Origin of the sequence: Prevotella sp. oral taxon 317 str. F0108 (genome assembly GCF_000162415.1) — a bacterium.
In the GTDB taxonomy this organism is placed as follows: Bacteria; Bacteroidota; Bacteroidia; order Bacteroidales; family Bacteroidaceae; genus Prevotella; species Prevotella conceptionensis.
This window is the reverse complement of the sequence record NZ_GG740075.1, coordinates 160,803-186,721: the sequence shown is the minus strand read 5'-3', so window position 1 is coordinate 186,721 and position 25,919 is coordinate 160,803. Positions and strand designations below refer to the sequence as shown.

At 49.7% G+C, this 25,919-nt stretch carries 11 protein-coding genes and 1 pseudogene; 5 read left to right on the top strand and 7 right to left on the bottom strand.

From position 1 onward, the window contains the following. Window positions 1-77: 77 nt before the first annotated feature. Both HMPREF0670_RS12075 and HMPREF0670_RS12070 read right to left on the bottom strand, forming a co-directional pair. Window positions 78-2,522 (bottom strand): phosphodiester glycosidase family protein, encoded by a 2,445-nt coding sequence (locus tag HMPREF0670_RS12075; protein ID WP_044078246.1) that lies wholly within the window; start codon window positions 2,520-2,522, stop codon window positions 78-80. An 87-nt stretch (window positions 2,523-2,609) separates the two neighbouring features. Then, window positions 2,610-4,013, bottom strand: a complete 1,404-nt coding sequence (locus tag HMPREF0670_RS12070) for a T9SS type A sorting domain-containing protein (RefSeq protein WP_009231436.1) — start codon at window positions 4,011-4,013, stop codon at window positions 2,610-2,612. Between the two features lie 1,864 nt (window positions 4,014-5,877). On the opposite strand from HMPREF0670_RS12070, the gene HMPREF0670_RS12060 reads away from it, so the two are divergent. The 5 genes from HMPREF0670_RS12060 to HMPREF0670_RS12040 are packed head-to-tail and all read left to right on the top strand — an operon-like array spanning window position 5,878 to window position 15,385. Next, the gene (locus tag HMPREF0670_RS12060) at window positions 5,878-9,162 is read left to right on the top strand and encodes a SusC/RagA family TonB-linked outer membrane protein (RefSeq protein ID WP_198009306.1); all 3,285 of its coding nucleotides are present in this window, start codon (window positions 5,878-5,880) and stop codon (window positions 9,160-9,162) included. Window positions 9,163-9,180: 18 nt separating this feature from the next. Then, entirely contained in the window at window positions 9,181-10,938 is a 1,758-nt protein-coding gene (locus HMPREF0670_RS12055) for a RagB/SusD family nutrient uptake outer membrane protein (RefSeq protein WP_009231434.1), read from the top strand. 23 nt (window positions 10,939-10,961) lie between these two features. Further along, window positions 10,962-12,248, top strand: coding sequence for a glycan-binding surface protein (locus tag HMPREF0670_RS12050; protein WP_009231433.1), 1,287 nt, complete (start codon window positions 10,962-10,964; stop codon window positions 12,246-12,248). A 15-nt stretch (window positions 12,249-12,263) separates the two neighbouring features. Continuing rightward, complete coding sequence (locus HMPREF0670_RS12045; RefSeq protein WP_044078244.1) at window positions 12,264-13,943, top strand: glycoside hydrolase family 26 protein; 1,680 nt, start codon at window positions 12,264-12,266, stop codon at window positions 13,941-13,943. Next, window positions 13,940-15,385, top strand: a complete 1,446-nt coding sequence (locus tag HMPREF0670_RS12040; protein ID WP_009231431.1) for a sialate O-acetylesterase — start codon at window positions 13,940-13,942, stop codon at window positions 15,383-15,385. Before HMPREF0670_RS12045 ends, HMPREF0670_RS12040 begins: the two co-directional genes overlap by 4 nt. 332 nt (window positions 15,386-15,717) lie before the next feature. Here HMPREF0670_RS12040 and HMPREF0670_RS12035 read toward each other — a convergent pair whose 3' ends face one another. From HMPREF0670_RS12035 to porU, 5 genes and pseudogenes are all read right to left on the bottom strand, one after another. Next, entirely contained in the window at window positions 15,718-16,956 is a 1,239-nt protein-coding gene (locus HMPREF0670_RS12035; protein ID WP_009231430.1) for a hypothetical protein, read from the bottom strand. A 61-nt stretch (window positions 16,957-17,017) separates the two neighbouring features. Next, a pseudogene (locus tag HMPREF0670_RS12030) lies at window positions 17,018-19,370 on the bottom strand (TonB-dependent receptor domain-containing protein). 728 nt (window positions 19,371-20,098) lie between these two features. After that, window positions 20,099-20,578 (bottom strand): 2-C-methyl-D-erythritol 2,4-cyclodiphosphate synthase, encoded by a 480-nt coding sequence (gene ispF, locus HMPREF0670_RS12025; protein ID WP_009231428.1) that lies wholly within the window; start codon window positions 20,576-20,578, stop codon window positions 20,099-20,101. Window positions 20,579-20,815: 237 nt separating this feature from the next. Next, window positions 20,816-22,003: a type IX secretion system outer membrane channel protein PorV gene (gene porV / locus HMPREF0670_RS12020; RefSeq protein ID WP_009231427.1), complete on the bottom strand. Its 1,188-nt coding sequence runs from the start codon at window positions 22,001-22,003 to the stop codon at window positions 20,816-20,818. Between the two features lie 211 nt (window positions 22,004-22,214). Next, window positions 22,215-25,766: a type IX secretion system sortase PorU gene (gene porU / locus HMPREF0670_RS12015; protein ID WP_044078243.1), complete on the bottom strand. Its 3,552-nt coding sequence runs from the start codon at window positions 25,764-25,766 to the stop codon at window positions 22,215-22,217. Window positions 25,767-25,919: the final 153 nt, after the last annotated feature.

Genomic DNA, 25,919 nt, shown 5'->3' with positions numbered 1-25,919 from the left:
GCGGCATCTTTTCACCTTTTTATATGCTCATGTTTCCGTAAAAGCTTGTGCCTTAGGCAAGCTTAAAAGCAAGCCATTTACATCACAACCTTTATCGTTTCGTGCTTATTGCCATAGTTCACTTTCAGCAAATACACGCCAGACATTGGCTGTTGCATGGGGATAACGTAGCTGCCCTTCCCCACAACGCCTAAGCTAACCTTGCGCAACACCTTCCCCGACACGGAGATAAGTTGCACTTGCACCTGCTCTTCTTTGTCTAAATCAAGGTGTAGCGTTAGTTTATTGTCCTTCGTGCCACCCACAAACACCCTTTGCGAGGCATTGTTTGTTGGACGAACAATGGCCGTGGTGGTGCCTTTATACACCAAAACAAACTCTTTAATGGTAATGTCGTAGCCTTTATCGCTCGTCATGCCCGAACCATTGATGGAGAATTGCATGAAATTGAAGTGCAACGGATAGGCTGCTCGGTCGTTAGGATGGCCCATTAAGTCGGCCAACGCCAGGCTAATGGTGTTGTCCTTGTTCTTTTTAAAGCCCTGAAACTCCTTATTGATAGTGGCCATGCCACCGTTGTTCTCCTTAAAGCGGAAGCTAAGCTTGCTGATATTCGTCTCGCCTGCATTAAACGTAAGCCTAATACTATCGGGCAAACCATAAAGTGCGAAGTCGTTATTGTAGGCAACATAGGGGTTACGCCCTGCCTTATAAGTGAACGTTGTTTTAACAGCATCGTTCGTGGGCGTATTGACAACGCTTTTCAAGTTCGCCGAATGCGTTACTTTCCAGGTTGCATCGGTAAAGGCGCGAGCAGTAATCGAGGGCTTGTCGGCAATCTCAATGTGCACTTTAAGCTGGTCGGTAAAGTTCCCCAACCTACCCGTTACAATGGTCGTTCCATTCCGCAATCCCTTGACAACTCCTTCGTTAACCGTACAGACCGATGGGTCGGCCACATCCCATTGCATTGCGCCCGGATACAGATTAAACACATTGCCCCCCACTTCGGTTTGCACTTCAATGGGGTAAGTCACCTTGTTATCGAGTAAAACAGAGTCTAAACGGATGGCAACAGGAGCCTCTGGCAGCAGTTCCACTTCTATTTTCTCCGTTGCTCCGTTGTAGCTAGCAGTAATTACACCCGATTGATTGCCCGATGCAAAGAAACTGCCATCGGCCAATACTTCACCCACTTTGGCGTCTACCGTTTGCTTTACGCCTGCAACATCCCTCGAAACAAGCACGCCATACTGGTTATATCCGTAGAACGTAGGCTTAAAAATACCATAACGCGGCAGCCTAACCTTTGTTTGAAGGCTCTTTATTTCGGTTATTTTGTTATCCGTGGGAGCGGTAGAAACCACATAGATGCCATTGCCTACGGCTCGTTCGTTTCCGTCGCTGTTCTTATTCATCGGCCCAAAGTCTTTCAAGAACAGACAGCTAGAACCACCGCCGTCGAGGTTCATGGCAGTGTACGCGCCAACAAACTGCATAATCTCGGCCAACTCTTTTGTCGTTGCTCCCGAAGAAATGGTACTACGTCCGTCTACCACACAATGAATGGCCGTCTTCTTGTCTTGCGTGTAACCAAACCCTGTTCGTGGGTGCAGTTCGTTCCAAACTTCGGTTGTATTTACGCTACCATCCTGCAACATGGGGCTTCGTTGGTCGCCGCCAACCACGTCGGCAAACGGTGCAGAAACACCACCGACAGACAAGTTCAGCGCGATTTTCACCTCCGTCCCTGCTGTTAAGGCAGCCAATTTACCGGCTATCGCCCCGTTGGCAGACAATACTGCACCGCCTACGGGTATCTTCATGTTGCCCTTATTCTGCACAACCGAAACCACCTTTGCACGAATTTCCTTGTTCAGTTGCCATGTTTCGCCCTCAGACAAAGCAAGCAACACCTCCGTTCCATTGGCATCCGTGTGGGTATATTGTCCGTTGTGCTGGTTATAAAGCACCAATTGGCCACTCCCTCGCAGATGGTTAACATGGTCAATGGCGTAACGTTCTGTTCCAATTTGCAGGTTTCCCGAATAAGCCATTGTGCCGATATAGGGCATTTTAGCCTTATCGAAGGCGAACACCTGCCGATGATATGGCACCGCAGCGTTGTTGGCCAGCTCGTTATTCACCACTGTACAGCCAATGGGCATGCCCACATAGTCGGACACATTATAGAAGTCGCCGTTTGTTCCGGCGATGTACACTTCTTTCTCTTTGCTCTTTCGGGCTGCCACCTGCGTTGGTTGTTCGCCTCCGTAGATTGAGTCGCGCCCCAAAGCAGCGCGGTAAGCGACATAAGGATTGGTGAGGTCTACTTTCAAAAAGAAAGCATTGATACGCCTTGCGCCCTTAAACTCCAAGGCCAGGTATTGCGTTCCTGGTCCGGCTTTAAACAAGGCAACCGTGTCTACACGATAACTCTTTCCATCAATGACAACGTCTCTTGCCTGCGCATAAGCTGCCAGCATCAGCAGAACAAGAAGACTTAGAAGAATCTTTTTCATAAGGCGAATAAGTGTTTATACCATAAAAAGAAGGAAAAAGTAAGCCGACAGAACCCCCTTTTCAAGGCATTCTATCGGCCATTGGTGTTAGTTGATAACTACTTTTATCGTTTTCGCATTGCCGTTCTTACCCAGAACATGCAGCAAATAGACACCACGTGCAGGAGCCTTAACTGCTTGTGCATTTGCAGTTTCGGCCACCTTCTGTCCAATGGCGTTGTAAAGCGTGATGCACTTAACATCGGCATTCACCGTGATAACGTTTCCACGAACCGTATAATCCAACTTATCGCCTTCAACCTTGGCGATGTTGGTCGACACATTGTTGGCAAATTCGTAGATGCCATAACCGTTTTTATAGGCATAGATATTGATGCGCGCCTTCTTCTGTCCGCCTACTCCGTCAACAATTTCCACCCTGGGCAACGCCGTTCTTACTGGATTTCCAACACTTCCTAATCCAGCTTGCGGAAAGCGATAAAGGAAAGTCATGTCGGCAAACGAGCGACCTTCGTCCTTAAACTTAAAGATGTCGAAGGCTTGCGGTGCTTCTTTGTCATCGGTATTGGTTGATGCCACAATCAGATAATAAGCGCCGTTCAGTTCAAATTCCGTCACACCGTTTTGTCCCGTGCTTACAGGAGTGAGCGGTTTGTTGTTTTGAAATCCGTCAACCGCAGCCCCATTCATGTCATACAACATCGGCATCGTGTTAAATCCATCGTGATAAAACAGCTCGTTGTCTACGATATTGATGCGTGGAGCTGCACCAGCGGCCACCGCCTTTTCGGGATTAAACTTTGTAAGTACAATCGTTTGCCGGTTGGCAACATCTGCCACGCCCTTGGTTACGGTATATTTAATAACGGTATTGCCTGCTCCTGCCTCGTTACCGCTCACGGGCAGCATGATGATACCATCGCCATTCAGTATGTCGCCATACAAGTCGTATGTGTCTATGCGCATTGTTTGGGGCAAATCGCCAGGCAGCGTGTCGTTCAACACCGTTTTATATGCCACTGGTGTTTTGGTAACATCCACGTAGTTCACCCTAAAAAGATGGGCTGCACCATCTCCGCGCATATCCGTTGCCATGTTAGAAACGAAGATATGCCCGGCGTTGTCCACCTGAACGTCGTTGCAGATAAAGCCAAGAGCCGCTTCGCCCTCTTTCCACATCTCCTCTGGAAGGGTGATTGTGCGGAGCAACGCACCAGTTTTCCCATCAAGTTCTATCAGTTTCGATACGGTTCCCTCTCTGCAACACACGTACATCTTACCGTTAACCGTGGCCATACCGCGCGCATCTCCTGCCACACCGCCAGGAAGTACAGCGTTTCCTCCGTTTAAAAGTGCAGAGTTGAGGTACAGGTTGGTGAGTTGTTCACCTGTCGCCGTCGGCGCATAAGTCGCGGCATCCTTGTTGTTTTGTGCTACTGCCGATACGCTACATAAAGCGCATACAGCCAAATGAAGTAAAATTCTGCTCATAATGTCTAGGCTTTTAATGTAATAATTTGGGTATTGTTAATAGTTATTTGCTCGTTCCTAGTAAAGCATGCGTTCTTGCCAAAGCAATGTTTCCTTGTTGACAAGATGACGAGAGCATTGCTCAGTTGACAAGTTAACGAGTTGACGAGTTTACAAGTTGACGAGAGCATTGCTCAGCTGACAAGTTGACGAGTTGACAAGAGCGGTGCAGTTGACCAGATTATGTCGGCAAGTTTACAGCGTATCAGGCCATTTTAAACGTTCTACGTTCGCTAACGCAAAGCATTCGTTGCCACATTGCAAATATATAAATTTCTTTTTACATTATCATGATTTTACATTATTTTAATTATTTGCCGCTTATTTTTAGGTTTTAAGCGCCTAAAAAAGCGGAAACAAGCGAACGACAACGCCACAAATCGGTGCAAACCGCTGACTAAAAGCTGCTAACACCGCATAGGCAGACAGCGCAGATAAGCGCCAATCAACCAGCAGAAACCATCCTTCAATCCATTTTTACCAGGTTAAATTCTGCCAAATCTCGCCATTTTCTCTCCTCATTTCACTTTATTTACGTAACTCATAAACTTACAAACTCATGAACTAATTAGCTAACAAATCCTCAAATCCATAAGCAAACAAACCCACAAAGCCATAAACTTAAAACCCCATAAACTCATAAACTTAAAACTTCACAACCACATAACCGCATAAAATCACAAGCTTACAAACCTTAAAATATTACGTTATCTTTTACAAAACACACTCCGCTCGCCGTCCCTTTCTAGCGTGGATTACCCCTAAAAAGCATGCGATTAGCCGCATTTTGCACCCTTGCACGCTTCTGTTTTAGTCCATTTTTAAGAAAAGAACCTGCATTTTGCACCATTTTGCCTTTCTAGTTTGCTTGCCAGTTCATTATTTTTCACGCCCAATTACGCACTTTTTGCCCCTAAAACTCCACTTTTTAACGGCTATTTTGTCCTTTTTGGCCATGTATTTAGTGGTTCGAAAGGGTTTTGTTTATACCATTTCAGCGTATATTTATACTTTTCGTCTTGCATTTAGCAACATTTTGCCTTGCGTTTAGCACCAAAACGTACTGCATTTAGCACCAAAACGCACTGCATTTAGCACCAAAATGCACTGCGTTTAGCACCAAAATGCACTGCGTTTTGTACCATATTGCACTACATTTAGCAGCAAACAGCGCAAAAACGGGTGTTAGTGGCGATTAGTTTAAATAAAAATTCATTTTGTCTGCATGTACAACCAACCCCTTTTTGCATCGAAACAAACCTTCGCGAGAATCGATTTTTTGCGGCAAGATGAGCGATTGTGCGCAAAAAGGGCACTCATAATGTTAAAATTCAAACTAAAATCATGACATTTTAAGGTTAACGAGTTAACAAGAGGAATAACCAACTCGTCAACCAATCTTGTTAACTTACCAACATAAAAGAGGTATAGATGGTGTTGCTTGCATGCAAAATCCAGGCAGATTTCACAGATAACAGCAGAAAACAAACCAATAAGGACATCGCCAAAACTATGTTTCTCTTCTTTTTTATCGCACATATCGGGGCATTAGACCCCACTTTTTGCAAGTTGAGCAACATAGTATTAGCAAATAATAAAATAGTGTTAGTCTGCAACAACATTAATAACTATCTTTGCAACAGAATAAAGATGATATCCAAATGTAGGCATAAGTGCCAACCAAACAACAAATTTGAACCCCAGACCACCGTGCACCGATACCCAAAACGAAGTGTAACGACCATCACTCAGCCCGCAGGGAGCTGCAATTCCCTACCCTTTCGACATTTATCACATCAGTACAATCAATCTAACCCCAATAACAATGGATTTCAATTATAGCAAAGTAACATTGCTTGCGGCATGCCTCACACTCACGATGTTGGGGCATTCGCCAAGGGTGTTGGCAGACATAACGAACAACGTTGCGCCTGCTGCACAACAGACACGTAAGATAACGGGACGCGTTACCGACGGGCGCGAATCGATTATCGGCGCCACGGTGAGGGTGAAAGGCACCACCAACGCCACCGTTACCGACCTAGACGGCAACTTTTCTCTCGATGCGCCGCAGGGCGCAACCTTGGAAATATCGTACATAGGATATGCGCCCAAGGAAGTAAAGGCCAGTGGGCAAGGCCCATTAAACATCGTATTGAGCGAAGACAACAACACGCTGAACGAGGTGGTTGTTGTTGGATATGGCGTAATGAAAAAGAGCGACGTGTCTGGGGCATCGGTTACGATGGACGAGAAGAAACTTCGCGGCTCTATCGTTACATCCTTAGACCAAACTTTGCAAGGGCGTGCAGCAGGCGTAACAGCCATCAGCACGTCGGGCGCACCCGGCACATCGTCGAGCATCCGCGTGCGCGGGCAGGCCACCATCAACGCCAACGCCGAACCGCTGTACGTTATCGACGGCGTAATTATACAAGGTAGCGGAGCCAGCGGCTCCTCTTTGGGACTGGGCGACGCACTGGGCAACGGCAAGGTATCAACCGTTTCGCCCCTGTCTACCATCAACCCCAACGACATTGTGTCGATGGAGATACTTAAAGATGCCTCGGCCACGGCCATATATGGTGCCCAAGGGGCAAACGGCGTGGTGCTTATCACCACGCGCCGAGGTAAGGCAGGCGAGGCCAAGTTCACCTACGACGGCATGGCCGCATGGAGCCGGCAGGGCAAAAGGCTACAAGTGATGAACCTACAAGAGTTTGCCGACTACTATAACGACTTTGTAACAACGGGCCAAATAAACCTTGCGGATGCCGACAAGCACTTTGCCGACCCCTCATTGCTGGGTAAAGGCACCAATTGGCAAGACGCCATCTTCCGCACCGCACTGCAACACTCGCACCAAATATCAGCCCAAGGCGGCTCGGAAAAGGTGCAATACTACGTGTCGGGCAACTACATGTCGCAAGAAGGAACGCTCATCGGCAGCAAGTTCGACCGACTGGGCATGCGCGCCAACCTTGATGCGCAACTTAAATCGTGGCTGAAACTGGGCATGAGCGTAAACTTTTCGAACACCAACGACGACTTGAAACTGGCCGATAGCGATGCGGGCATCATCAACTACTCGCTCACCACACCGCCCGACATACAGATATACAACATCAACGGCGGCTACTCGTCGGTGTCGAAAGAGGGATTTACCAACCCCAACCCCATCGCTATGGCCATGCTCAACCAAATATTGCTGAACAGGCGCAAGCTAAACGGCAACCTCTTCTTCGAGATAACACCCATCAAACATTTGGTTTGGCACGCCGAAGTGGGCTACGACCTCAGTTCCGACCGCGGTCGCCGCTTTATGCCCACAGTTGATTTGGGTACTTGGAAACGAACGAAGAACTCTGCATCGGTGCAAAAGTCGTCGGGCACTTTCTGGCAATTGAAGAACTATGTAACCTACGCCAACACCATAGGCAAGCACTCGTTCTCGGCCATGTTAGGCCAAGAGATGTGGGAAAGCTCGTACGACTTCAACCGAACAGAGAACACCGACCTGCCTGCAAACACCGTTAACAACCCCGCTTTGGGCGCAGGCACGCCCGCTATCGGCGTTGGTTTCGGCAGTTCGGCTATGGCATCGTTCTTCTCTCGCCTCACTTACGCCTTCAACGACCGCTATAACGCCACCTACACCTACCGCTACGACGGCAGCTCGAACTTTGGTCCTAACAAGCGTTGGGCCGGTTTTCACTCGTTCGCCGCATCGTGGCGTTTCACCAACGAGCCTTTCTTCGTAAAGAGTGCCGCAGCCAAATACATAAGCAACGGTAAGCTACGCGCTGGTTGGGGACAAACGGGTAATGCCAACATTGGTTCGTATAAGTGGGGAACGCTGATGAAGGCCATGCCCACCTTGCTGGGCAAAGCCTACCGACCAGACAACATTCCCAACCTAGATGTGCAGTGGGAAAGCCAAGAACAATGGAACGTGGGACTGGACTTGGGCGTGCTGAACGACCGCATTTCCTTCACCTTAGACTGGTATCACAAAGAGTCGCGCGACATGTTGATGCCCCTTCAACTCCCCTCTTACATGGGAACGTCGGGCAACATCTCATCCGTTTTGGCCGCTCCCTACGGAAACTACGGCACAATACGCAACACGGGATTAGAACTTACGGTGAACGCACACCCTCTGACGGGTGCATTGCAATGGGATTCGGAGTTCCAAATATCGTGGAACAAAAACAAATTGGTGGCCCTTTCGGGCACAAAAAACGCCGCCATCGTGGGTTACGGCCAGTGGAACGACGTGATTAGCGTGTCGAACGTGGGCGAATCGCTGTACAGTTTCTATGGTTTCGTTACCGATGGTGTGTATAAAGACCTGGCCGACCTTGAAACATCGCCCAAGACTTCTAAATATCCAGCCGACGGAAAAAGCTTCGACCGCAACACCACCCCTTGGATTGGCGACCTAAAATTCAAAGACATCAGCGGCCCAGAGGGTAAGCCCGACGGCGTTATCGACGACTACGACAAGACCAATATCGGGTCGCCCATGCCCAAATTCACCTTCGGATGGACCAACACCTTCCGCTACAAGAACTTCGACCTCAACGTATTTGTTAACGGAACATACGGCAACAAGGTGTACAACTACATGAAGATGAAGCTCACCCACATGAACAGCTTGTGGAGCAATCAGCTTACAGACGTTACCAAACGCGCCCGATTGGAGCCCATCGACCCGTCGAAAACCTACACGCCAGGCAGTTATTGGTACACCGATGCCGGCAACATACGCGTGGCCAACCCCGAAACAAACATCCCCCGCGCCACTATTACCGACCCCAACGACAACGATGTGATTAGCGACCGCTATATAGAAGATGGTTCGTACATCCGCTTAAAGAACATCGCCTTGGGCTATACGCTGCCCAAGAAGTGGATTTCTAAATGGGGAATAGACAATCTTCGCGTGTATGTAAACATCCAAAACCTGCTTACCATAACGGGTTATGATGGTTACGACCCCGAAATTGGCGCCAGCACTGCCGACATCAACGGTTACACTTACGGCTTAGACAACGGCCGCTATCCCTCGCCAACCACCTATTCGTTTGGCCTTAACCTCACCTTCTAACAATAAACCTTCTTCAAGATGAAACGTTTAAAATACCTATATATGGCCTTTGCCCTGACAACGGGCGCGCTTACAACATCGTGTAACGACTTTCTGGACAGGCCAGCAGAAGACTCTTACAACGCCGGCACGTTCTATAAGGACGACAACCAATGCCTACAAGGCGTTAATTACCTTTACAACTCGCCTTGGTACGACTTCCAACGCGGTTTCATTAAGGTGGGCGAAGTGATGTCGGGCAACTACTATTGGGGTTCAAGTCCTTACTTAACCCTCACCGTTAACAGCACTGATGGCGACTTGATGAACATGTCTTACTCGCTATGGTCGGTTATCGGGCATGCCAACACCGTGTACAACAACCTTAAAAACGCCACGGCATCGCAAGCCATAAAGAACCAGTGCATGGGCGAATGCTTGGCATGGAAGGCTATGGCCTACTTCTTCTTGGTGCGTTCGTTTGGCGATGTGCCCATCATTCACGACAACTCGGCCATGCTTGCCGACGGTTCGTACAGCACAGTGAGCCGCGTGAAGAAGGCCGACGTGTACGAATACATCATCCTTACACTTGAAAAAGCCATGCAACTGCTGCCCCGCAATGGTTCGCCAGGCCGTATAGACTATTACTCGGCCGAGGGATTGCTCGCCAAAGTGTACCTAGCCAAAAGCGGTGTGAACGCTAATGGCAACGGACAACGCAATGCCGACGACCTGAAAAAGGCCGCAGCGTATGCCAAAGACGTGATAGACAACAGCGGGCGCACGTTGATGGCGAACTATTCTGATGTATTCCGCCTGCAAAACGCCATGAACAGGGAGTTTCTTTTCGCATGGATGTGGACGGCCGACACCAGTATTTGGACCGTACAGAACACCTTGCAAAGCGACCTGGCCATGGTGGGTTTCGACGAATTTGGCGACTGCTGGGGCGGATATAACGGCCCTTCGATAGACTTGCAAGAGGCTTTCGGCGTGTCGCCAACCGAAAATCCCGAAAGCAGAAGTGAGGTAGACACCCGCAGAAAGGCCACAATGATGATGGCAGGCGACTTTTACGACTACTTCTGGACCGACAAAACAGACAACAAGGGCCGCAAGGGTTTCAACTATTTGCAGTTTATGTACGATGCCGACAACTATGGCAGTGGCGGCCCTGGCAAGCTGCAAAGCGCAACAGGTGCCAACAACGTGAAACATCTTTACGGCAATGCGTACGACCATAAGACGTTCGCCATTGACGGAATATCGGCATCTAACATGCACAGCAGTTTGCCAACGCCCGTGCTTAGGCTCTCAGACGTGTACTTGGTGTATGCCGAGGCCGTGATAGGCAACGGCACATCCACCACCGATGCCTCGGCCATCGATGCCTTTTACAAGGTTCGCAGCAGGGCAGTGAAGTCGGCATCGCGCCCAACAAGCATCTCTTGGCAAGACGTTTGGAAAGAACGCCGACTGGAATTGGCGATGGAGGGCGACCGCTGGTACGACTTTGTGCGCCGCAGCTACTACGACACGGCAGGCTGCATAGCCGAACTTAAAGCCCAAAAGCGCGGCGCGTTCTTCGGTCTTAACACCCTGTACGAGAACTATTACAAGAGTGGCGCATGGAACGTTAACACCACCGACATGCGATATAACCCCGAAGCACAGGCGCCTAACGTAACAGCACAGAGCTTTACGCTGCCCTTCCCAAGTCAGGATGTGGTGTTCAACGGCAATCTTCTGAACGAGGCCGTACACGTAGACGTGCGTTCAACCTATTCTTATTAACCCGCTTAAAAATACATCATACAATGAAACGTTCCATCATAACGTTGCGTTCGCTTGCCGCATGGCTTGCCTTGGCAACCTTAGCCCTTACCGCATGCAGCGACCAACCCGACGAATACAAGCCCACGGGCGGCTCTCCGCAGGTACAATACATACGTTTGCCTGAGAGTGCCGACTCGATAATCACCCAAAGTTACATGCAACGCACCATCTGCTTGGTGGGTAGCAACCTGCGAAGTGTGCGCCGAATGTTCTTCAACGATAAGGAAGCGGTGCTCAATTCGAGCTTTATCACCGACAACACGCTGCTTGTAGACATCCCCGGAGAAATACCTTCGGCCGTTACCGATAAGATATATATGGTGAATGGCGATGGAGATACCACCACACATGCCTTCCACGTGATTGTTCCGCCGCCCTCGGTAAAGGCCATGAACTGCGAGTATGCACCCGTAGGAGAAGAAGTGACCATCACGGGCGACTATTTTATACAAGATCCCTACAAGCCTTTGCAAATACTTTTTAACGATGGTGCATTGGCCGTTACCGACATCAAGAGCATCACAAAGAACAGCATCACCTTCACCATGCCCACAGGTGCCGCCGCGGGTCGCGTGATTGTTCAGTCGGTTTACGGCAAAGGCGAGTCCGACTTCGTATATAAAGACACACGCAACATCATCTTCGACTTCGACGGTTCGCACGGCGGAATGGCCAAAGGACATGGTTGGCGTGCCGGAAACATACGCGCTGGCGGCATCGACGGCAGCTATCTCTACTTCGGCGGCGTAAAGATGTTGGGCAAAGTTGGCGCAACTTGGGCCGAAGATAACTTCGCCATTAACTATTGGCCCGAACCAAACAACAACTTCCCAGAGATTTCTAGCATCCCCTCCATTGCCGCAATGCTCGACACTTGCAGCGTTTCCGACCTCGTATTGAAATTCGAATGCCGCGTACCTGCTAACAAAGCGTGGAGTGCATCGGCCCTACAAGTGATATTTACAGGCAATGCCGACGTTACATACACCAACGCCAACAGCCAATACTACGGCAAGAAAGACCTGCCGCGCGGCTTGTGGATTCCGTGGCAAGCAACTGGAAGTTATAACACGGGCGACAAATGGGTGACAGTAAGCATGCCCCTCTCGGCCTTTAACAAAACGGGCGACGGACAAACGGCTGGCTCGGCACTTACCAAAGACCGACTCACAGGCTTTACTTTCTTCCTTTGGAATGGCGGCGTTGAAGGAACCGACTGCGAGCCCGAACTCTACATCGACAACGTTAGGCTTGTGCCTGCCAAATAATTAAAATTGATTACAATGAAACGAAACAATATATATCTAGCCATTTTCGCGGCTCTGTCGCTGTCGGCAGCAGCCTGCAACGATGCAGTTGAACACAACATACAAGCCGTTGATGCGCCTGCGTTCGTTGGTGTTAGTCCGCAAGAGAACATCAAAGCAGGCCTCGACTCCATCGTCGTTACCTACGACAAGAACGTTTTCTTTGCATCGTCGCAATACCAACGCATCACACTCAACGGCCAACCCGTGGTTAGTGCCAACGTTATCGGCTCGTCTAACAAGCTTTTGCTGATGGCCAACATCGTTCGGGGCGAGAGTTACGAGTTGCTTATCCCCGAAGGCGTGGTCAGCGGTCCCAACAACATGCCCGCCCCAGAGGTAAAAGCCACCCTCAAAGCGCAGTCGCAACAAATCACAACTGCACTTGTCAACGCCAACGCGACGGCAGAAACAAAGGCATTGTACCAGAAGTTGGTGGCCAATTATGGACAGAAAACTTTTTCGGGAGCAATGGCCGACGTGGCTTGGAACACCAAAATATCCAACCAAGTGCACGCGCAGACGGGCAAATATCCGGCCATCAACGGCTACGACTACATCCATTTGCAGTCTACCACCCCCGGCGGATGGATTGATTATGCTAACATTGCGCCCGTAAAGACCTGGCACGATGCTGGCGGAATGGTCACAATAGGCTGGCATTGGAACGTTCCCACGTCCAATCCCTACGCCTCCACGGTGCCCATCGTGCTTTATGGCGGTCCAAATAAGGACATGCCGTCCGACTGGAGCGGCTACATACAACTCACTACGCAAGCAACGAAAGACATTTTGGCCAAAGCATCGGTTGGAAGTAAGCTTGTTGTGAAAATCGCCAACGCGAAAGCCAACGCCCAAGGCTCGATTAAGAACAGCAAATGGGCTGGCTTTGTAGACGAGAACGGAAAGAATTGGGACTACTTTAACATCAGTGGCGACAGCTATACAATGACGCTCGACCAAACCACGCTTACCGAAATGCGCGCCAACGGACTGATAATTGGCGGACACGACTACACCGTTACGGGCGTTACCGTTGAGGCGGCAGGCATGGTGAAGTACGATTTCTACGCCGCCAAGAACGAGTTTACCCTCAACGATGCCGTCACCGAAGGCACGTGGGCTAATCGTTTTATGAAGTCCGACCTAGAAAAGATAGTGCCTTACCTGCAACAATTGCAGCGTGCAGGCATCCCCGTGCTGTGGCGACCGCTACACGAAGCGGCAGGAAAATGGTTCTGGTGGGGCAACGGTACGGCCGAAAACTATCGCAAACTGTGGCACATCATGTTCGATTTCTTCAAGCAACGCGGCGTAAACAACCTCATCTGGGTGTGGACTTCCGAAAAGGACGACCCCGATTGGTACCCTGGCGACGAATACGTTGACATCATCGGCACCGACATGTACGGACAAAACGGCACACCCGTAACTGCCCAAACCGCCGCCCAACGCTTTAACGAGCTGGCCTATCGCTACCCCACGAAGATGATTGCCCTTACCGAATGCGGCACCGTTGCCGACATATCTGCGCAATGGAGTGCCGATGCCAAGTGGAGTTTCTTTATGCCGTGGTACCCCGGCGGTGGCGTTGTGTATGCCACCGACGCTTGGTGGAAGTCGGCTATGTCTAATCCTAATGTGATAACACGATGAAAAAAATTGTATTTTCACTACGTTTACGCCTACTTGGGGCTATGGTTGCGTGTCTGGCAACCATGCCTTTGCAGGCAAAAATCAGGCTTCCGCACATCCTTTCGGATGGGATGGTGGTGCAACAACAGGCAGATGTATGTTTCTGGGGATGGACTACGCCCAACACCAACGTAACCGTTGTACCCACATGGCAAGAAAAAAGGGTGACGGTGAAAAGCGATTCGCAAGGACGATGGCGCGTTGTGCTACGCACACCCAAAGCTAGTTTCCATCCTTTAAGCATCACATTCAGCGACGGACAGCCAACAACCATCAACAACATGTTAGCTGGCGAGGTGTGGGTTTGCGCTGGACAGAGCAATATGGAGATGCCCGTTCGCGGCTTTAACGAATGTCCCGTTGAGGGTTATCAAGATGCTGTATGGGCATCGGCCAACATGCGCGGCGTGCGTTACGTCAGCATTCCACCGCGAATGAGTAGCGTTCCGCTCGAAGATACACCCTGCCAATGGGTGGATATGAGCCCAAAGACGGTGAGCGACTGTTCGGCCGTGGGCTTCTTTTTCGCCCAACGATTGGCACAAGCCCTGCAAATACCCGTAGGATTGGTGCTAGCCAACAAGGGCGGAACGATGGTTGAGAGTTGGCTAAACGCCGAAAACCTGGGCAAATACACCGACGAGCCCACCGACTCGGTACAGCTTGCGCGCAAATATGCCTACGAATGGTTGCGCCCGCTGCTCTGGGGCAACGGCACTTTCCACCCCATTATCAACTATGGCGTGCGTGGTGTGCTGTATTATCAAGGTTGTGCCAACGTAGACCACAACCCCAACACTTATGGCGAACGCCTAAAACTACTTGCACAGCAATGGCGCAAGCACTTTTCGGACAACATGTTGATGCTTATCGTGGAGATTGCGCCCCATCGTTACGAGGGCGAAATGGGAACCAGCGCGGCCTTCATACGCGAACAACAATACAAAGCCAGTCTCGAAATTCCGCATTGCGCCATGATAAGCACCAACGACTTGGTATATCCTTACGAGGTGCGGCAGATACATCCAACGCAAAAACGCCCCATCGGCGAACGGCTTGCGCTAACGGCTTTGGCACGTTACTATGGCTACGACAAGGTGATGTACAAGCAGCCTGCATTTGAAAAGCTGGAGATAAAGGGCGACACGTGCGTGGTTCATCTCAAAGACACCTACACCGGCATTATACCCCAATCCACCTACGAAGGCTTTGAAGTGGCCGGTGCCGACCGCATTTTCCATCCTGCCCACGCCACCTACGTTCGCCACAACAAGTTTCGGCTCACCTCAAAGGCCGTTCCCAAGCCTGTGGCCGTACGCTATTGCTACCGCAATTTCCAACTAGGCAACGTCAAAAACCAAGCCGCACTACCCCTCATCCCATTCAGAACGGATAATTGGTAAGGCAAAAACAAACGTAAGGGGCAGGCAAAACAAACGCATCAATGCCTTGTTTTTGCCTGCCCCTTTGTGTCTTTGGGCTTTCGTTAGATGCTTTACCTGTTGGGGTTAACCAATATGTTTTCCTATCATTTCCATCCACAGATAAGGCTGTCCACACCTTAATATAATACACGCGCGCGATGAAAGTTACTTAGTAGTAGAGAAAAACACACTAAAAAAGATAAGCGAAACCACCGCGCCATCAACTTCTCAATCGCTCAGCAGTTCCGCTTAATCATGTTAGGTTCTTACTATATGCGCAGAATTCCTAACCTATTCCACGGCATGTGCGCTTACTTAGCGCCATAACTATAAAAGAAAATGGGGTTGCCCGTAACTTTAAGTATCGGCCCTTCCGCCTTCTTGGTTGCAGGGTCGTAACTAAAGAACCCGCTTTGAGTTTTGTTCGTCACTCCAAATACCACCTTATCGCCATACTTGGCCACAGCGCAAGCGTGGGGATTAGAGTATCCCACACTCTCAATCTTTGTTATCGTCTTGTTATAGAGGTCTACTTCTACGGGGCAGTAGGCAATTGTTAGATACATATTTTTCGCGCCAGGGTCTAGCTGCGGCGCATTAATATAGCCGTAAAGCTTACCCTTAGCCATGTAACAAACTGTTCCCAAGAATGTCCCATAATCGCCTGTCAGTCCTGCAACCTTCACTTCGTTGAGCTTAAACGAGTAGTCGGGGTCTATTTCCGTCGAACCATTCTTTATTCTAATGATGCCTCCGGGGAACTCTGCCTTCGTTCCAAAACTTCCAATGCAGTTGACATAGATGTCCTTTTTCTCATCCATGAAGATAGACTTCGGGTCGATGGGCCTTGTTGCCGTACTCAGCCCCAATGTTTCATTCACGATATGCTTCTTCACCGCATCGGTTTTGGTGTCTACAACAACTAGTTCCACACTAGCCTTCGTGGGCATCCAGTTAGCATTTCGTTGCGATAGCCCAACGAACAAGTCGGCATCGCGTATAATCATGGCCGAGGGAGCTACATTCATCCCCTGCTGCGCATACGCGTTAAGGTCTATTTCCTTCATTTGTTTCATCGTCGTGGGGTTGAACACAATAATCTTTCCCGTAGCTTGGCTGGTAACATAAGCTTTCTCTGCATTAAGCTCCACCACGTTACAAGCTTGTGCGCCAGCAGTGAGTTCCAGTTTCCCTTTCTCCACTAGTTCGCCGTTTGCATTGGGCACATAGCGAACTATTGCCGAACGGCTGTTCCCCATATAGTCGGGCAGCGAGTAAACGTTTCCACTGGGTGCAACGATGGGTGTTATTCCAAAGCCCGTTGGGAGGCCTTTCGAGTTGTCAACGGGGTTGCCAGTAAGTTTTGGAATACCTTGCAAGTATGCTGCCCCGGAATTGCCATCGGCGTTTGTTACCGACGTAGCAAAGAGCACACCTTCAAACTTTCCTCCTTCGCCTGGTTGCGGCGTTGGTTGTTCTTTGTTGTCGTCGCCGCAAGCGGTCATTGCGGCCATAGCGATGACGGCCATACATAAATGTTTCACTTTCATAATCTAATGCTTTTAATGGTTATAACCTTATTTTCAATACGTTAATCACGTTTCTTGCAAGTTATTTCAATACATACCTCACTTTGAAAGCCAACGTCCGGCCAGGCAGTGGGCGGTTAAGTTCAGATACAACCCACCTGTCCGTAATGTTCTTCAGCTTCAAAGTCAAAGTCCACTTGCCGTTACCCAAGCTGTGTTCCAAGCCTGCATCCATTGTGAACGACGTAGGTATCTTACGATCTTGGTATATGCTCATCTCAAAATCGTAGAAATACTGATGCACATACGAGGCATCGAAAAGCAACCGTGTATTCTGTCCTTTTCCGCCAAAGAGGTTCTCCTTGTGCAACTCCGCTCCAAAGTTGCCCATCAGATACGGCACATTGGGTATGCGTTTGTTATATGTGGGGTTTTCCACCTGCGTGCCAGGCATCATACGGCGCGTGTCGCGAAGGTCTTGCCACGTTCCATTGGCATAAAGGTAAACCCAAGGCAGCACATCGGCCTTACAGTCTATCTCCACGCCCATCGTTCGCACATTGCCGAAGTTTCGGTAGCGGGCCATTGTGGGTATAATGTCGGGCGTAAAGCGCACCATATCGTGCAACACATTGTAAAACCCATTCACTTCGCATTCCATCACTTGCCCATCATCGCTTTGCCGCCTATAAAGCAGCCCCAAATTCGTTCCCGTTGTGCGTTCGGGTTTAAGCGCGGGCGAAGGCAATATCGAATAGCCGTTGCCAATCAGCTCTTCGCTGGTGGGTATGCGCACTTCCGAGTTGAACGAGACTTTGAGCATCAGGTAAGGATTGAACTTATAACGCATGGCATCGCTAAATCCGGCATAACTTCTAGCCACCGAAACAGGTTCGGGATCGCTTACGCCAAATACCTCTATGGCTCTGGAATGCGATGAATAGAAGAACGCTTTAAGGGTAAGTGCATTTTGGAAGCGGCCGCCGAAGAGCGTCATGTCGTGCGAAAAGCCAACAGTGAGGTTGTTCATGTTACTGGGAAAGTTGGCATGATAGTTCAAGGCACGGTCCATCAGCGTGTCTTTGGGGTTCAGCCGCGTATAGTTTTCGTACACGTTGAGGTTCAGCGCATGGTGCTCGTTAAGCGTATAGCCCATGTTCAGCTTGGCAATAAGGTCTTGCGAACGGTTTTTCCCATCGGTGGGATGGTTTCCCTGCTCCCCTCCAAAGCCCGAAACGGGGGGCAATTGGTTGCCGTCCCAATCGTATCGGTGTTTGGCCACATCGTGCATGCCATACCATCCCCACACATATCCCGCGTCAAGGTCGAAGTCTAAGCCATCGGTAAAGAAGTTTTCGCGTTTCAACTTCAATGCGCCCACCAAGCTTTTCGACTCGTTATAGGCCTCTTTCACCGGCAGGTCTATGCCTTGTATCTGCTGCTTGGTGCGTGTAAAAATCATTTCGGCCTTCATTTCATCGAACCACCACTTAGTTGCTTTAAACGAAAAGCCCCCCCATGGCCTTATCAAACTTGTCGTGGTCGCGTTTTACCACACGTCCGCCGAGGTTCTCCAAACGCATGGTATAGTCGTTATCCGAATGTGTGAGCACGCCACCCACACCAAATTGCAACCCCAGTCGGGCATTGGTGCGTTTCAGGACGGTAGAAAGTTGGTGCGTATTGAATGAGCTAATCTCGTATGCCACATCAAGATACACAGGCGGATATTCCTTAGTAACCACGTTAACAGCACCACCCAAGGCCGAACCGCCAAACTTATAGGGCACGATGCCCTTATAAACCTCAATGCGTTCGATCATGCTTGTGGGAATATCGTTCAGGGCAACGAAGTTTCCTATCTGCGCCAAAGGCGTTTCGTCTACGAAAAGTCCCATGCGCTTACCTTCCAATCCTCTTACCGATATGCGCGATGCGCTACCCATTCCACCCGTGTTGCGTACGGTTACGCCCACGGTACGGGCCAACACATCGTTGATGTTGGTTGCCGTTCCTTGTAGCTGGCGTTGCGAAATCACCGACACAGGCATAGCGCCCTCGCGTATCTTCCTAGCTTCGCTACGTGCCGTAACAGTCACATCGTGTAGTGTGTGTTCGTCTGGCATCAACACCAAGTCGAGCTTGATGCTGTCTTTCCCAAAGGTTTTCACTTGTTTCATCAGTTCTCCATACCCCACATACGTGGTTCGTAAACGGATGTTGGCATTGTTCTCAACAACGATCTGATAACTGCCACTCGCGCTGCTCACGGCATTAGCCTTTGTACCCAGTGCCTCTATGTATGCGCCCATAAGGGGCTCGTTACTTCGGCCGTCGGTTATCGTACCATAAACCACCACATTTTGCGCGGTTAAAGTGGCGCTTAACGCGAGCAAGCATGCCACACACAACAAGCGTACAGTACAGCACAGCATACGTACTGACCGTGCCGCCTTTGCCTTTTTATAAAGAAGGAACATCTTTTACCTCTTACTTTTATCATGCACACGCGCCTGAATGCGTATCATCATCTTCAACGTGGAGGTGCCCATTATACTTAACGTCGTTATACATTAAAAAAATCGCTACAAAATTATAAAAACGCATATTTACATACAATACCTAACAATAGGTATTTGTACAACACGGGCAGCTGTGTTTTCATTAGCATTAATGACAAATCGTTAGTTTACGCCATACTTCACAAGAGGGGTTTGTGCCATCAATTCACCTAAAAGGATTGATTAACAGAATTGCTCAAAAAGAAGTAGCCTTGCCTTTTAACATTTCTATCAATTGGGAGGAGTTTGTTATCTTTGTAATGCCAACACAAGATAAACACCACGCTCGTATGCGAAGTGCAGTACAAAACCACTCACTGACTTATATAGTCAAACAGAATTGGATTTGCAAAGTCATAGGTGCATCGTAAACAAGCAAGAATCCTCCTTATCCTCTGCGCAAGGGTTTATTGATGCCATGCTACGCAACGTATTGCATTTTTCTAACAACATTTTGCCAAAAGCAATTCTGTTTGACTATAAAATCAATCTCTTCTAACCATAATACGATGAGGCTTGGGCAGAACTGCACCCCAAACCACAGCAAACACTAGCCGACAAGCAATGAGTGGCACTTAATCAAGCCCTTAATCCTTTTCCCTTTACACCTTTTCTATTAATGCCGTGGCGTATGCGGCCATGCCTTCTTGTCGCCCAACAAAGCCCATTCGTTCGGAAGTGGTGGCCTTGATAGACACCGCATCGGGGTCTACGCCCATCAGTTTGGCCATACATTGCTGCATGGCAGGTATGTGGGGATTGAGTTTTGGCTGCTCGGCACACACCGTAGCATCTACGTTTCCCACGCGATAACCCTTCGTGGCAATAAGTTCCACGGTTTTTTCGAGTATCACTTTGCTGTCCATATTCAGCGTTTCGTTGGCCGTGTCGGGGAAGTGAAAGCCGATGTCGCGCATGTTTGCCGCACCCAAAAGGGCGTCGCAGATGGCATGTATCAGCACGTCGGCATCGCTATGGCCGAGCAATCCCACGGTGTGGTCGATGCGTATGCCGCCCAACCATAGTTCTCTACCTTCCACCAAGCGGTGTACGTCATAGCCGAAACCTATCCTGTAATTCATATTTTGAGTTTGTGAGTTGGTAAGTTTGTGAGTTTTTTAGTTGATGAGTTTGTGAGCTAGTTTTTAGTTTGTGAGTTGTTGAGTTGGTGAGTTATTGAGAGTTTTCATTCATAAGTTTTTGAATGGGTGAGTTTTTAAGCCCATTAACTCGCGAACTCCGAAACTCATCAACTTAATAACTCCGAAACCAAAAGACTCAACAACTCCGAAACTCATCAACTCAACAACTCATCAAACTCACCTACGCTTAAACAAATCTTTCAGTCCGTCCATGTCGAACGTAAGCGAGAAACGCATTGTTTGGTCCAGCGGATTGCTCTTGGCTGTGGCGATAACATAGCCTGCATCGAGCGTAAAGGCACTCATTTTGAACCCTGCACCCACGGTAAAATACTTTCTGTTGCCCTTATTAGCGCTTTCGTGGTGGTATCCGGCACGCACGCTAAACTGGTCGTGGTACACATATTCGGCTCCAAAGCTTAGGCTAATCTCGTCTAACTCTTCTTTAAATCCGCCCGGTGCATCGCCGAAACTTTTGAAAATGCCACCGATAGACGACACATCGTAATAGTCTTTCTGCACTCGGCGTTGGTAATCTTCGGTCGATTCGCCCTCGTTTTGGTGCGGATAAGTGGGCACCAGCAGCTTATTGGCATCGGCTGCTAGGGTAAAGCGGTTGTATTCGTCAACGGGAATCATCAACGATGCGCCCAATCTCAGGTTAGTAGGGATAAACTCGCTGTTGGCGTCTTCGCCCATCGTTATTTTACTACCGATGTTAGAAACGTTCATACCGATACCCAATTGGCATTCGCGTTGTCCGATGTTCAAGTAGTTTTGGTAATATAAGGCGAGGTCGGCAGCGAATGCCGAACCAGGGGTTGTGTTGTCGGTGTAGCTGTAAGTTAAGTCGGAGTATATCCAACGAACGGCTGCTGCAATGGAGAACTTTTCGCTTAGCATCAGCGAATAAGCTACATCGGCCGACATTTCATAAGGGCGAATGGTGAGTGCGGGTGCCGAACTCGAGCCTCCGCTATTGTCGTTGGTGGTAACTTCGCCCAACGAGAAGTAGCGGATGCCTGCCGAAATGGCGGCATAGTCGCCTATGCGATAGTAGCCCGACATGTGAGCCAGACCAATATCGTTAACCAATTGGCGCAACCAAGGCGTGTAACTAAGCCCTACGCCGGCCCTAGATATGGCGAAAGGATATTTGGCTGGGTTCCAAAACTGCGAGTAAACGTCGGCTTCGGTAGCCGCTCCCACATCGCCCAAACCTGCTGCACGTGCATCAGGGGCAATGCCTTGCGATGTTACCGAGGTTCTTACGGGGTTGAATATCTCCTTTTTGTCGTCGGCCCAAGCAGTGGTCGTCGCTATGGCTAGCGTGAAGGCAAGGGCTATACGTTTGCTGTTTGTCATTTATTTATTCTTTATTTAGTCGACAAGTTCACGAGTTTACGAGTGGCCACGATTGCTTTGGCAAGCTTGGCACTACGCATTGCGCTTAGCAAAAGCGTGCTTTACTCGTTCGCTTTATAAACGCAGGGTTGCGCGTTTTATTGTTGTGAAGGGGCAAACACATTTAAAATCTGGCACGTTTACGCATCATGGTTTTGGCATTACCCCCTCTTTATCGTTTGCCTTGCACGATAAGCTTACGCGCTTTCGAGGTTTTGGCGGTGCCTTGTGCAGCTACTTTGGCACGATAGAGGTAAACGCCCGTCGACAGCACATGCCCGTCTGTGCACACCAAGTCCCATGTTCGGGTGTAGTTGCCTACGGTTTGTGTGCCTCGTTCTTCGTTGGTCCACAACAGTTTTCCTGTCAAGTCGAACACTTCGATGATTATATCTACTGGCGTGTTGCCCATATCGTGGTTTACGATGAAGGTGGTTGTGGTGCGTGCAGGGTTTTCGGTGGCGTCTATCCAGATGTTGTCGGCCATCAGTCCGCCCACTACATGGAAGTCGAGCGTCACTTGCGACGTATTGTTTTGTATGTCGCTAGCTCTGAATTGCAGTTTATGCTTACCTGGCGAAAGCGTGGGAATGTTGAACATCACCGTGCCTGCGGTGTACGACCCGAAGTCGAACGTAAAGTGGTCGTTCAGGTTATAGGTTTTGTGCATGCTGCCGTCGATAACCAATTGCATGTCGTGTCCGATGCCGCTACCTGTTGCGTTCAGTCCGTCTTTATCCGAAATTTTGGCCACGAAGAGCGGCTGCGGTGTTACGTTACCCCCGTTTGTAAACGAGGTGGAGTTGAGGTAACAGTAAATGGAAGGCCCGATAGAGTCGTTGGCACTAAGCGTTCCGCTGCCGATGGTAAAGCGTTCGCTATATCCGTTGGCCCTTATGGTGCGTTCGTTGTTCACGGCGTATAGGGTAACAAGGCCCGTTCCGTTGTCGTTATCCACGTCGCGCGGCACGGCAAAGCTAAGTTTAAACTGGCCCTTGCGCACGCTGTCGGCTCCGTTAAAGATGGTGTTAACGCGGTCGGTATATGCAAAAGGCTTGTCGGCACCCTCTGTTGGCGACTGGTTGTTCAGCCTACCCACCAGGCGTTGCTTGCGGTCGCGCACGGTGGCCGTCACCACTCCTGCAAAGTTGGTGTGCCCTTCGATGTGTCCCACGATGCTGTTTACCTTTCCTGCCGCTAGTTTGGGCAGAATTGCCGCTTGTACGGGTGTACCGTTGATGCTGTCTACCACAACGCGTGCCGTGGGTCTGTTGATGGCCAATGCGGGGTCGCCCAACAACGAATATTGCAGTTTGTTGGTGGTTTGGTCTTGTCCGTCGGTTATCATATAATTCTTGGCTAAGCGTTGCGCCTCGCCAATGGTCATAGGCTTACCCCCATTCTCGCTAAACAGAAAATGCAGGTAGGCCATGTTGATGCGTTGGTTGTAATAGGCATATACCGTTCGTGTTGTGCCGAAGAAAGCCACTGCACCCCCATTCTTGTTCAGCACGGCCGCCTCGCCAATGGTGGGGACGGCTCCGTCGAAGGGCATGATGTCGCACGAGGCAGTTATCCAAAGGGGGAGGTCGGTATTGGAGAAGGCCTTGAAGTCGTTGAGGCGCAACACCGATTCATGCGAAATTTGGTCGGTACGACCATGTCCCACGTAGTTCATCACCAACGCGCCTGCGGCCTGTTGCTGTTTAATGATGCTCGTTACTTCGGGGTAAGTGTGGCCCGTTGCGCTAGATTCGCGCTTAAACATATCCCACATCACCTTTTTAATAAGGTATTGTGGATGTTCTGTTGCTAAGCTGTCGGCCATCTTGTTGGCATCGCTCATGTGTAGGTTGTCGTTTCCGTCGTCGCCCATAAACATGATGGTGTTTTGCCATGCGCCTGCGTTGGCATTTTGGGCGTATGCAATGGTCTTGTCAACCATCGTTCGCGCATCGTTGGGATGTACCACGGGGAAACGACCAACGGCCACATCTTGCAAGTCGCTCCTTTCTAGATCTGTTCCTTCGCCGTCGTCGAGCAGGGTGAAGAAACCATCATCTACATAGCAAGTTATTTCATTAAACGAGTTCTCGCTTTCAAAGCAAAGTAGGTAATCGTCCACAGACGTTGTGCGCCAATCGCCTGTTTTCATGCGGTTGTCCCACGCGCAGTCGCCAAAGAGCAACAGGTACTTGGGCTGGTCGGCCTCGCTTTCAGCCCTGTCGTATAGCATTTTGAGGTATCGACGATAGGCATTGGCATCGGGTGTGCCGCTGGCAAACTCGTTATATAGTTCGTCGGCAGGCACGATACGCACGCGCATGCCATCGTGTTTTTCGTGAAAAGCTTTTAGCCTTTCGGCCTCTTGTCGCAGCTTTTGCGATGTGGGTATCACCATCACCATGTCTGCCGCCCCGTGTGCGTGTAGGTTTTGGGTGGTGATGTTGTGCACATATTGGGGTGTGGGGAACGTTGCCGCGTGCAAATCGGGTGCGTTTCGGGGCTTACTTGTGGCAATAGAGATAAAGTCGAGCCGTGCCGGACCGCCTTGGGTTACTTCGATTGTCACTTCGTTCTTGGCTGCAAACTGCTCAATGTTGGCAAAAAAATCGGCCCTGTTGCCCTTGTCGTATTTGCTAGGAATGGAAACATTTATCTCGCCTAGCCGTTTTCCGTTAATGCTGATGTTGGCTCGCGTGGCTGTTCCTGCCGAAAGTGTCACCGTAATACTCCCCCCCGTGTCGGCTATGGGGGCATCAATGGTATAACTTTTCTTTGTTCCGCGATTTATGGGCGTGTTCTCAAAGAGGTTTCTTCCGCCTGGATACCAGGAGAAGTTGTCTACCTCGTGCAAGCTGTGATAATCGTCGGCCGAAGGGTAGAAGGAGTTTAAGAATGCGCTTTCGTCCACTCGAAGTGGCTCGCCATCGCTTTGTGTGAGGAAATAATAACCGTAATCCGAGTATGGATTGCGTGTGCGTATTGCGGCCGAGGCACTCTCCCAGCTTACAGAACCTTTGGCGTAGAACAGTCTTTTGCCGCCCACAAGGCAGGTTGCCACCTCTTTAAGGTCGTCTTTGGCTTGAAGTTCGGTGCCTTCTAAGCGTTCGTTTTGCAGGTTTCCGCCATAGCCATACACCTTTACCTTATTCATATCGTTAAATCCCGCTTGCCTAATCAGGCTCTCGGTTATCTGATATACCCCGCTTGCTGGTACGCGTATCTTTGCCCAACGGCCAGTGGCCAGCACCGAGTTGTTGGCATATCGCCCTGCCTTTGGCGTGGCGCGTGTTACGGACAACACCTTTCTTTGCGTGCGTTTCAGGGGTTTAGCCTCCACTTTGAGCATAAATCCCACCAACATTTGGTAGCGGTTGTCGCGGAAAACCAATGGACAAAAGCCTACATTCAGTATGGCGCGCTTGCGGTCTAGTACAATGCGTTGTTCCAACTGTGGCATCTCTGGCAGCTGTTTGCCCCAGTTAGTGTTATAGTTGGCGATGTCTGCCCGCGTCATCTCTGCAAATTCGGGGTAAACAATGCTTGCCGTATAAGTAGAGTCTTGGTAGTTTCCCGTTAGTGGAATGGCATGCCCGAAGTGTGGCAATATGCTGTCTACCCGCACTTGGTCGTAAGTGAGGTTGAAAAAACGCTGCGCCTGCATGGCAAAAGATACCATGAGGAAAAGCAATGATATGGCTGAACGTATATATATCGACATAATAACACTTAGAAATCGGCCTCACCCCCGACCCCTCTCCAAGGGGAGAGGGGAGTGATATGCCTTGTTATTCGAGTTGACAGGTTCAGAAGTTTATAGGCATTTGGTTAAGTAAGTTAGTTTCGCTAGTTATTCTAACTTTCCTAGTTGTTC